The organism is Rhodococcus phenolicus (genome assembly GCF_001646785.1).
In the GTDB taxonomy this organism is placed as follows: Bacteria; Actinomycetota; Actinomycetes; order Mycobacteriales; family Mycobacteriaceae; genus Rhodococcus; species Rhodococcus phenolicus.
Genome location: NZ_LRRH01000075.1, coordinates 1 through 12,029, shown reverse-complemented (window position 1 = coordinate 12,029; position 12,029 = coordinate 1). Strand labels below are relative to the sequence as shown.

Below are 12,029 nucleotides of genomic sequence, written 5' to 3'. Positions count from 1 at the left end.
TTGGGTGAGATCGAATCGGTGCTGCGGAAGCAGGACACGGTCGGTCAGGTTGCTGTCGTGGTGCGCGAGGACGCGCATCTCGGCGAGCAGCTGGTCGCCTACCTCGTGCCGGACCGTGAGGGCGCTCTCGACCTCGACGCCGTGAAGAGTTCTGCGGCACAGGGTCTTCCGTCGTACATGGTGCCGACCGCGTGGGTGGTGCTCGAGGCGTTGCCGCTCAACATCAACGGCAAGCTCGATCGCAAGGCGCTGCCCGCTCCGGTGTTCGAGGCCGTGGCCTTCCGTGCTCCGGTCACCCCGGTCGAGCAGACGGTGGCTGCGGTGTTCGCGGAGGTGCTCGGGGTCGAGCGGGTCGGGTTGGACGACGATTTCTTCGCGCTCGGTGGTAATTCGCTGGTGGCGACGCAGGTGACGGCGCGGTTGGGTGCTGCGTTGGATGCGCAGGTGCCGGTGCGGATGGTGTTCGAGGCGTCGACGGTGGCGGGGTTGGCCGCTGCGGTGGAGTCGCATGCGGGTTCGGGTGCGCGGGTGGCGCTGTCGGCGCGTCCGCGTCCGGAGCGGGTGCCGTTGTCGTTGGCGCAGCAGCGGATGTGGTTCCTCAACCGGTTCGACAGCGGCACCGCGGTGAACAACATCCCGGTGGCGTTGCGTCTGAGCGGAGAACTCGACGTCGCCGCCCTCGCCGCCGCGGTCACGGACGTGATCGCGCGCCACGAGGTTCTGCGCACCTGCTACCCGGAGATCGACGGGGTGGGTCGGCAGGTGGTGCTGCCGGTCGCCGAGGCTCCTGTCCTGCAGATCGTGCGAATCAGCGCAGACAGCGTCACGGAGAGCGTTTCCGAACTGATCGGCACCGGCTTCGATGTGACCATCGAGGTACCGTTCCGCGCTGCGCTCCTCGAACTGTCGTCGGAGGAGCGGATACTGGTTCTGGTGGCGCATCACATCAGCGCCGACGGTTTCTCGATGGGTCCGCTCGCCCGCGACGTGATGGTGGCCTATGCGGCACGATCTCGCGGCGGGGCGCCGTCGTGGGCGCCGCTCGAGGTGCAGTACGCCGACTTCGCATTGTGGCAGCGCGAAGTGCTCGGCGACGAGAACGATCCGGAGTCGCTGATCTCCGCTCAGCTCGCCTACTGGTCCGAGGCTCTCTCCGGGACGCCGGACGTGCTGGATCTGCCGACGGACCGGCCTCGTCCGGTGCAGGCGACCCATCGCGGCGACACCCACCGTTTCGTACTGCCGGCAGACGTGTTCGCCGCCGTCGAGGCGTTCGCCTCGGAGCAGTCGGCGACTCCGTTCATGGTGGTGCACGCAGCGTTCGCGGTGCTGCTGGCGCGGTTGTCGGGAACCGAGGACATCGTGATCGGCTCGCCGGTCGCCGGCCGCGGCGAGGCCGCACTCGACGACCTGGTCGGCATGTTCGTCAACACCGCGGTGCTGCGCACGATCGTCGACGGCTCGGAGTCGTTCCGCGATCTGCTGGGCCGCGTCCGGGAAGGCGACCTCGGAGCATTCGGTCACGCGGATGTTCCGTTCGAGCGTCTCGTCGATAAGCTGGATCCGGTTCGGTCGCAGGCGCATTCGCCGATCTTCCAGGTGGTCCTGGCGTTCCAGAACCTTGCGTCGGGAACGTTCGAGCTCGGAGATCTGTCGGTGGCACCGGTCGAGGCCGACGCCCGCATCGCGAAGTTCGACCTTCAGCTCACCGTCGTTCCGGGCGAGCGAAGTGACGGGGGAACCGGCGGGGTGCCGGCGATGTTCGACTACGCGACCGACCTGTTCGACGACTCGACGATCGCGGCGTTCGCGGACCGCTTCGTGCGGCTGCTCGAAGCTCTGACCCGGTCCCCGGAGCGGCCCGTCGGCGACGCCGACCTGTTCGCTCCGGGTGAGCTCGACGGGCTCCTGGCCCACACCGGTCCGGCCGGTCCGGAGCCGCGCACCCTGCCCGGCCTCATCGCCGCGGCCGTCGCCGCGAACCCCGACGGTATCGCGGTCCGTTGCGAGGATCGGGAGCTGACCTACCGGGAACTGGACGAACGGTCGTCGCAGCTGGCCCGCGTGCTGTTGCGCCGGGGTATCGGTGCCGAGCAACTCGTTGCCGTCGCGATTCCGAGGTCGATCGAATCGGTGCTCGCGGTCTGGGCCGTGACGAAGACCGGTGCCGCGTTCGTCCCGGTGGATGCGAACTATCCGGCGGACCGGATCGAGCACATGGTCACCGATGCACAGGCCACGACCGGCCTGACCCTGGCGCGCCACGTGCGGGCGCTGCCCGGGGACACCGACTGGCTCGTCCTCGACGATGCCGGGCTGCAGACCTCGATCGAGGAGGAAGCGGCGACCCCGGTGGCCGAGACCGAACTGCTCCGGCCGATCCGGGTCGGCCAGGTGGCGTACGTCATCTACACGTCCGGTTCCACGGGCAAGCCGAAGGGCGTGTCCGTCACGCACGCCGGGCTGCACAACTTCTGTGTGGAGCAGCGCGAACGGTACCGTCCCGGCCCGGACTCCCGGATCCTGCACGTCTCGTCGCCGAGTTTCGACGCGTCGATGCTCGAGCTGCTGCTCGCGCTCGGTGCGGCGTCGACGATGGTGGTGTCGCCCGCCACCGTGTTCGGTGGTGCGGAACTGGCGGAACTGATTCGCCGCGAACGGGTTTCGCATGCGTTCATCACCCCGTCGGTGCTGGCGTCGATGGATCCGGCCGGCCTGGATTCGCTCCAGCACCTGGTCGCCGGTGGCGAAGCGGTACCCGCCGACGTCGTGGCGCGCTGGTCGCACGGCCGGTCGCTGTACAACGGCTACGGCCCCACCGAGACCACGATCATGGCCAACATCTCGGAACCGATGGTTCCGGGCGCGCCGATCACGATCGGCGGCCCGATCCGCGGGATGCGGGAGGTCGTGCTCGACGGGCGGCTGCGCCCGGTTCCGGTCGGCGTCGTCGGTGAGCTCTACATCTCGGGTATCCAGCTCGCGCGGGGCTACCACGCCCGTGGCGCGCTGACCGCCGACCGGTTCGTCGCCGACCCGTACGGCGCGCCCGGCGAACGGATGTACCGCACCGGTGACGTCGTGCGGTGGACGCCGGACGGCGAGATCGCCTACGTCGGCCGCAGCGACCACCAGGTGAAGATCCGCGGTCTGCGGGTCGAACTCGACGAGATCGACACTGTGCTCGTCTCGCACGAGAGCGTGGACTTCGCGGCGACCGTCGGTCACGACACCCCGACCGGCGGCACGGCCGTCGTGTCGTACGTCGTACCCGCCGCCGGCGCCGTGGTGGACTCCGACACGCTACGGGAGTTCGCGGCGACCTCGTTGCCGGCGCACATGGTGCCGGCGGTCGTGATCGCGCTGGACACGATCCCGCTGACCCCCGTCGGCAAACTGGATCGCCGGGCGCTGCCGGAACCGGTGTTCGAGGCGCGGGCGTTCCGTGCGCCGTCGACACCGATCGAGGAGATCGTCGCGGGGGTCTTCGCGGATGTGCTCGGCGTCGACCGGGTCGGTGCCGACGACGACTTCTTCGATCTCGGCGGCAACTCGTTGATCGCGACGCAGGTCGCGGCGCGGCTCGGTGCTGCACTCGACACCACGGTGCCGGTCCGCGAACTGTTCGAGGCGCCGGCCGTCGCGGCGCTCGCGGCCCGGCTGGAAAGCCTCGCCGGTGGTGGGGGGCGCGCTCCGCTCGTCGCCGGTGCGCGCCCGGAGATCGTGCCGCTCTCGCTCGCCCAGCAGCGGATGTGGTTCCTGAACCGGTTCGACCCGGCATCCGGGTCCTACAACATCCCGCTGGCGATCCGGTTGTCCGGCGCACTCGACGTCGCGGCGTTGCAGGGCGCGGTCGGCGATGTGATCGCCCGGCACGAGATCCTCCGCACCGTCTATCCCGAGCGGGACGGCAGCGGGCACCAGGTGGTGCTGCCGGTCGCCGATGCGCTTCCGGATCTGACCCCCGAACGGGTCGGTGCGGACGAACTACCCGATCGGGTACGTGCTCTGGCATCGGCGGGATTCGACGTGACCGACGCCGTTCCGGTCCGGACCGGGTTGTTCGCGGTCGGGGAGACCGAGCACGTCCTCGTCCTCGTCATGCACCACATCAGTGGCGACGGCTTCTCGCTCGGCCCGCTGACGCGTGACGTCATGGTCGCGTACACCGAGCGGGCCGCGGGGCGCCTGCCCGTGTGGGCGCCGCTGCCGGTGCAGTACGCCGATTTCGCGTTGTGGCAGCGGGAAGTGCTGGGCACCGAGGACGATCCGGACTCGCCGGTCTCCGGTCAGCTCGGCTACTGGCGCGAGACGCTCGCCGGACTGTCCGGCGATCTCGAGCTGCCCACGGACCGGCCGCGGCCGGCGATGCCGTCCATGGCGGGCGGCTACCACGCGTTCACGCTCGAACCGGAACTGCATCGCGGACTGACCGAACTCGCCCGCGCGCACAACACCTCGATGTTCATGGTGGTGCACGCGGCACTGGCCGTGCTGCTCGCACGGCTCACGGGCGGGCGCGACATCGCGGTCGGCACGGGTGTCGCGGGACGCGGCGAACCCGAACTCGACGATCTGATCGGCATGTTCGTCAACACCCTGGTGCTGCGTACCGATGTCGATCCGTCCCGGCCGTTCGGTGATCTCGTCGATCGGGCACGGGAAACGGACCTGTCGGCATTCGCGAACGCGGACGTGCCGTTCGAGCGGCTCGTCGAAGTCCTCGATCCGGCACGGTCCTCGGGACGTCACCCGTTCTTCCAGGTGATGTTGTCGCTGCAGAACTTCCGGCCGGTGTCCTTCGAACTGCCGGGGCTGACGATCAGCGGCCTCGATACCGGAGAGGTCGCAGCCAAGTTCGATCTGATGCTCACCCTGGAGGGCACCTACGACGAGGCGGGCGAGCCGGACCGGCTGATCGCCGGATTCACCTACGCCACAGACCTGTTCGAGGCCGCGACCGTCGAACGGTTCGCCGAGCGGTTCACCCGGATCGTGGAGGCGGTCGTCGCGAAACCCGACGTGACGGTGGGCGACATCGACATTCTGGGTGCGGCCGAGCGGGCGCAGTTCCAGCCGCGTCCGGCGGACACGGAGACCGAACCGGGTGCGGCCGCCCGCAACCTGGTGTCGGTGCTGATGTCCACTGTCGAGTCCGACCCGGAGGCTCCGGCGGTGGCGGACGGTGAGGGCGAGGTCTCCTACGCGGCGTTGGATGCGCGGTCGTCGCGAGCGGCCCGGTACCTGCTCGGGCGCGGTGTCGGCGCCGGAAGCCGGGTGGGCATCCGGTTGCCGCGCTCGGTGGAGCGCGTCGTCGCGGTGTGGGCCGTCCTCAAGACGGGTGCCGCGGTCGTCCTTCTCGACGATGCCGAGACAGGAGTCGAGTCCGGTGCCGATGTCGTGCTCGGTGCCGCCTCGGGCACCGCGGCCCCCACGGTCGATCTCGACGATCCCGGCACGGTCTCGGCGATCGAGGCGGAGGCGGCGACGCCGGTGACCTACGCCGATCTGGCGCGGCCGATCCAGGGCGGCGATCCGGCGTTCGTGCTCGGTGCCGGTACCGGCCGGGAACGGATGATCGGTCACGCCGCCGCAGCGGACACCGCGGCCCGGCTCGCGGCCCGCGCCGGCGTCGACTACGAGTCCCGGACCCACGTGCACGGGCCCGCCGGTTCGGAGGCCGCGGTGCTCGAGCTGGTGGCGGCCGTCACGGCCGGCGCCGCCCTGGTGGCGCCGCAGGAGCGAGCGGCCTCGTTCGACGACGAGCTCGCCGATCAATGGGTGACCCATCTGTTCGTCGGGTCACAGGGCGCACCCCGGTTCGACGACGGAGTCCCCGAGGACCTCGCGGCGGTCGTGTTCGTGGACGTGCAGCCGGAACCGGGCTACGCGGACCTGCTCGGTGACGACGGTCCGGAACTGTTCACCGATGTCGTGGTCGCCGAACGGGCGGACGCCACCGCCTCCGAGAGCGGCTCGTTCGTGGAGTGACGACCGGAACCCGGACACGCGGCGGCCCCGTTCCGGGCCGCCGCCAGGTCGCGATCGTGTAACGAATCGCGTTCCGGCGAGGGTATAGAGTTGACGCTTTCGTGCACGCATCAGCCAGATGTGGGGCCGGAGCGCCGGCTCGTACCATGGAGCGGGTTTTTGGGTCGATAGACGAGAGAGCCCCGAGTCGCGCCGCGACCGAGGTTCTCCTGTCCTGGGCATGAGGGGTTGTTAACGAATGACGGCTGATGAGACCGGTGCCAAGGCTGCAGGCGGGGCACGCCGCAGGACCGGTTCCAGCAGGCCGGCTCGTCGCCGCCGCACACGTGCGCTCACGCTCCCTCAGCTGCTCGCCGCGGCGGTGGAGACGGACCCGACGGCCACCGCTGTCGTTCTCGGCGACCGTCGTCTGACCTACGGCGAGCTCGACGAGCAGTCCTCGCGCCTGGCGCGCGTGCTCGTCGCGCGCGGCGTGCGGCCCGAGACCTTCGTCGCGCTCGGCCTGACCCGTTCGATCGAGTCCGTGCTCGCCTGGTGGGCCGTCGCCAAGACCGGCGCCGCGTTCGTGCCGGTGGACCCGACCTACCCGGCCGACCGCATCGAACACATGGTCACCGACTCCGGTTCGCGTTTCGGCCTGACGGTCTCCGCCCACCTCGACCGCCTGCCCGACTCGGTCGACTGGCTCGTACTCGACGGTGCGGAACTCGCCGCCGAGTGCGCCGCGGTATCCGGCGCGCCGGTCACCTATGCGGACCGGATCGGATCGCTGTCCGTCGACAACACCGCGTACGTCATCTACACCTCCGGTTCCACCGGACTGCCGAAGGGCGTCGCCGTCACCCACGGCGGCCTGTCGAATCTGTCGGCCGAGCAACGCGACCGATTCAAGATCGATTCATCTTCCCGCACGATGCATTTCGCGTCGCCGAGCTTCGACGCGTCGATCCTCGAACTGTTGCTCGCGATCGGTGCCGGAGCGACGATGGTGATCGTGCCGCCGACGATCTACGGCGGCGACGAACTCGCCGACCTGCTGCGGCGGGAGGGGGTCACCCACGCCTTCATCACCCCCGCCGCGCTCGCGTCGATGGACCCGGCCGGGCTGGACGGACTGCGCGCGGTCATGGTCGGTGGTGAGGCCTATCCCACCGAGCTGATGGCCAAGTGGGCCGGCGACCGCGACTTCTTCAACGTGTACGGGCCGACCGAGACGACGGTCCTCGCCACCAGCAGTGATCCGCTCGCGGCGGGCGGGCCGATGCCCATTGGTGTCGCACTGCGCGGCGTCTCGGCGCACGTCCTCGACGGTCGCCTCAACCCGGCGCCGATGGGTGTCGCGGGTGAGCTCTACCTGTCCGGACCCGGCGTCGCACGCGGCTACCACCGGCGCCACGGACTCACCGCCGAACGTTTCGTCGCGAACCCGTTCACGGGTGAGCCGGGCGCCGGCGAACCCGGTGCACGCATGTACCGGACCGGCGATGTCGTGCGCTGGGTCGAGGGTCCCACCGGGCCGGTCATCGAGTACGTCGGCCGCAGCGACTTCCAGGTCAAGGTCCGCGGTTTCCGCATCGAACTCGGCGAGATCGACGCGGCTCTCGCCGCCCACGACTCCGTCGAGTTCGCCGCGACCGTCGGACACTCGACCGCGACCGGTGTGACCACGCTGGTCTCGTACGTGCTTCCCGCGGCCGGATCGGCGATCGACCAGGACGCCCTCAAGGAATTCGTGGGCCGGACGCTCCCGTCCCACATGGTGCCCGCCGCGGTGATGATCCTCGACGAGATCCCCCTGACCGGCAGCGGCAAGCTGAACCGGAAGGCGTTGCCGGAACCGGTGTTCGAAGCCAAGGAGTTCCGAGCCCCGTCGACCCCCACGGAAGAGGCGGTCGCGGCGGTCTTCGCCGACCTGCTCGGCGTCGAACGTGTCGGCGTCGACGACGACTTCTTCGAGCTCGGCGGCAACTCCCTGATCGCCACGCAGGCGGTCGCCCGTCTCGGGGCCGTGGTCGACACACGGATACCGGTGCGGGACCTGTTCGAGTCCTCCACCGTCGAAGCGTTCGCCGCCCTCCTCGACTCCCACACCGGCGACACCGGGCGTCTCCCGCTCGAACCGCAGGAGCGCGGCACCGTCGTCCCGCTGTCGCTCGCGCAGCAGCGGATGTGGTTCCTCAACCGTTTCGACACGACATCGACGGTCAACAACATCCCGCTGGCGATCCGGCTCACCGGCGACCTCGACGTCGCGGCACTGCGCGCGGCGATCGCGGACGTCGTCGAGCGGCACGAGATCCTGCGGACGATCTACCCCGAACTCGACGGCACCGGGCACCAGGTGATCCTCCCCACCGCGGAGGTGGTCGACGAGCTCACCCCCGTCCAGTCGGCGAGCGACGAGATCCTCTCGGACGTCATCGATTTCGTCGACGACGGATTCGACGTCACCTCCGGTGTCCCGATGCGGATCCGCCTGTTCACCCTCGGCGGCGACGAGCACGTGCTCGTTCTCGTCGTGCACCACATCAGCGCCGACGGCTCGTCGATGGCTCCCCTGACCCGCGACGTCGTCACGGCGTACGCGGCCCGGAGCGCCGGGTCGGAGCCGGCATGGGAACCGCTGGCGATCCAGTACGCGGACTTCGCGCTGTGGCAGCGCCGGGTGCTCGGCGCCGAGGACGATCCGTCCTCGCTCATCGCCGGGCAGCTCGACTACTGGAAGACCACGCTCGCCGGCCTGCCCGACGAACTCCTCCTGCCGACCGACCGACCCCGTCCGCAGACCGCGTCGAACGCCGGTGCGATGTACCGCTTCCCGATCGACACGGATCTCGTCGCACGTCTCGAGACGGTGGCCGCCGCCGAGCACGGAACACTGTTCATGGTGGTCCACAGCGCACTCGCCGTGCTGCTGGCCCGGCTGTCCGGGACCGAGGACATCGCGATCGGCACCCCCGTCGCCGGCCGCGGCGAACAAGCGCTCGACGACCTGGTCGGCATGTTCGTCAACACCCTCGTACTCCGGACGCAGGTGGCGTCCACGGCCACCTTCGCCGAGCTCGTCGCACAGGCCCGCGAGACCGACCTCGGTGCGTTCGGGCACGCCGACCTGCCGTTCGAACGACTCGTCGAGGTGCTCAACCCGGGCCGGTCGCAGTCCCGGCACCCGCTGTTCCAGGTGGCGCTGTTCTTCCAGAACCTCGAGGAGGCGCACCTCGACCTCCCGGGCCTGCGAGTCGAGGGACTCGACGCCGGTGCGACCACCGCACGCTTCGACCTGCAGCTGACCATCGCCACCGACACCGACGGCGGCATGGTCGGCATGCTCACCTATGCCACCGCGCTGTTCGACGAATCGTCGGTCGTGGCGATCTCGGAGCGACTGCTCCGCATCCTCGACGCGGTCTCCACCGATCCCGCGGTGACCGTCGGCGACCTCGAGATCCTCGGCGCCGACGAGCGCAGCGTCCTGCTCGACACGTGCAACGACACCGGGTTCCCGGTCGAGGACCGTCTCCTGCTCGACGGCTTCGACGCGCAGGTCGCCCGCACACCGGACGCGACCGCGCTCGTGTACGAGGGCCGTGAACTCACCTACGCCGAGTTCGATGCCGAAGTCAACCGGCTTGCGCGGCAGCTGATCTCCCTCGGCGTCGGGCCGGAGTCCCGGGTCGCGCTGGCCATGCGCCGATCCGTCGAACTCGTCGTCGGCATGTACGCGGTCGTCCGTGCGGGTGGCGCCTATGTGCCCGTGGACCCGGACCACCCTGCCTCGCGCACCGAGTACATCCTCGACGCCGCCGAACCCGTGTGCGTGCTCAGCACCGAACGCGACGGTGTCACGCTGCCCGCACACATTCCGGTCCTGCACCTCGACACCCTCGATCTCGCGCACCTGCCGGCGACCCCGGTCACGCCGGCCGAGCGGACCGCGGCGCTGCGCCCCACGAACACCGCCTACGTCATCTTCACCTCCGGATCCACCGGCCGCCCGAAGGGTGTCGCGGTCCCACACGGCGCGATCGCGAACCAGATGGCCTGGATGCAGGGTGAATACGAGCTCACCGGGGCCGACGTCTATCTGCAGAAGACCGCCACCACCTTCGACGTGTCGCTGTGGGGCTTCTTCCTGCCGCTGCGGGTCGGTGCGACCCTCGTCGTCGCGACCCCGGACGGCCACCGCGACGCGGAGTACGTCGCCCGCACGATCCGCGAACTGTCGGTCACCGTCACCGATTTCGTGCCGTCGATGCTGGCGGTGTTCGTGTCCTACGCCGACCCGGCCGACCTGGTGACACTGCGCGACGTGTTCGTCATCGGTGAGGCGCTGCCCGCGCAGACCGCGCACGCGTTCGCGTCCGTCTCGCAGGCCGGACTGCACAATCTCTACGGACCGACCGAGGCCGCGGTGTCGATCACCTACCGGCAGGCCGCACTCGACGACGCCGGCTCGGTCCCGATCGGTGTGCCGCAGTGGAATTCGAAGGTGTACGTGCTCGACGGCCGGCTGCGGCCCGTTCCGCTGGGTGTCGCGGGTGAGCTGTATCTGTCGGGCGTGCAGCTGGCACGCGGATACCACGGCCGGGTCGACCTGACCAGCGACCGTTTCGTCGCCGATCCGTTCGGTGCCGCCGGCGATCGCATGTACCGCACCGGCGACCTCGTCCGATGGGTCCGGACCTCGACCGGTGCGCCGGAGCTGGTGTACATCGGCCGCACCGACTTCCAGGTCAAGTTCCGCGGCCAGCGCATCGAACTCGGCGAGATCGAGACGGCGGTCCTCGCCGACCCCACCGTCATGTCCGCATCGGTGCAGGTCGTCGCCACCCCGACCGGCGATCAGCTCGTCGCCTACCTCGTCGCCGAGGCCGGCGCCGACATCGACGAGGAGGCGTTGCTCGCCGGACTAGGCAAGAGCCTGCCGTCGTACATGGTGCCGGCGGCCACCGTCGTGCTCGACGAGTTCCCGCTCAACGCGTCCGGCAAGCTCGACCGCAAGGCGCTGCCCGAGCCGGTGTTCGAGACCCGCGAGTTCCGTGCCCCCACCACGCCGGTGGAGGAGATCGTCGCCGCCGTGTTCGGCGACGTGCTCGGTGTCGAGCGTGTCGGTCTCGACGACGACTTCTTCGCGCTCGGCGGCAACTCCCTGATCGCGACCCAGGTCGCCGCGCGGCTCGGCGCCGCCCTCGAAGCCCGCGTTCCGGTCCGGGAACTGTTCGAATCGTCCTCCGTCGAGGCTCTGGCCGCCCGGCTCGAATCGCACGTCGGTGCCGGTGGCCGGGCGGCGCTCACCGCGCAGGCGCGGCCGGAGCGGATTCCGTTGTCGCTGGCGCAGTCCCGGATGTGGTTCCTGAACCGTTTCGACCCGGATTCGACCGCCTACAACCTGCCGACCGCACTGCGGATCCGTGGCGCACTGGAGGTCGAGGCGCTGCGCGCGGCGGTCGCGGATGTGGTGGCACGGCACGAGTCGCTGCGCACCGTCTACCCGGAGACCGGCGACGGGCCGGTGCAGGTGATCCTGCCCGCCGGACGGGCTGCCGTCACGATGGACGTCGTCACGGCCGACGAGGACCGGGTCGCCGACGCGATTGCTCGTTTCGTGGGGCAGCCGTTCGACGTGACCACCGAGATTCCGCTCCGTGCACAGGTATTCGAAATCGGTGCCGACGATTTTGTCGTCGTCACGGTCGTCCACCACATCTCCGCCGACGGCTCGTCGGGCGGACCGTTCGTGCGCGACCTCATCACCGCGTACACGGCCCGGGTCGGCGGCGGGGTGCCGCCGTGGGAACCGTTGGCGGTGCAGTACGCGGACTATGCGCTGTGGCAGCGGTCGGTGCTCGGGTCCGAGGACGACCCGGAATCGCTGATCTCCCAGCAGATCCGTCACTGGTCCGCCGCGCTGGCGGGTCTGCCGGATCAGTTGGAGTTGCCGGCGGATCGTCCGCGTCCGGCGGTGCAGTCGACTGCGGGTGCGCGGGTGGATGTGGTGGTGCCGGCGGCGTTGCACGGGGATCTGGTGCGGTTGGCGC

The 12,029-nt window shown here is 70.0% G+C and carries 1 protein-coding gene and 1 pseudogene; both read left to right on the top strand.

Annotated elements, in window-relative coordinates; all coding sequences use genetic code 11:
* Nucleotides 1-5,991, top strand: a 5,991-nt coding sequence (locus tag A8G15_RS20305) for a non-ribosomal peptide synthetase (protein WP_156665494.1), incomplete at its 5' end; no start/stop codon positions are given.
* A 280-nt stretch (nucleotides 5,992-6,271) separates the two neighbouring features.
* Nucleotides 6,272-12,029 (top strand): annotated as a pseudogene (locus A8G15_RS20300) (amino acid adenylation domain-containing protein); the annotation flags it as partial.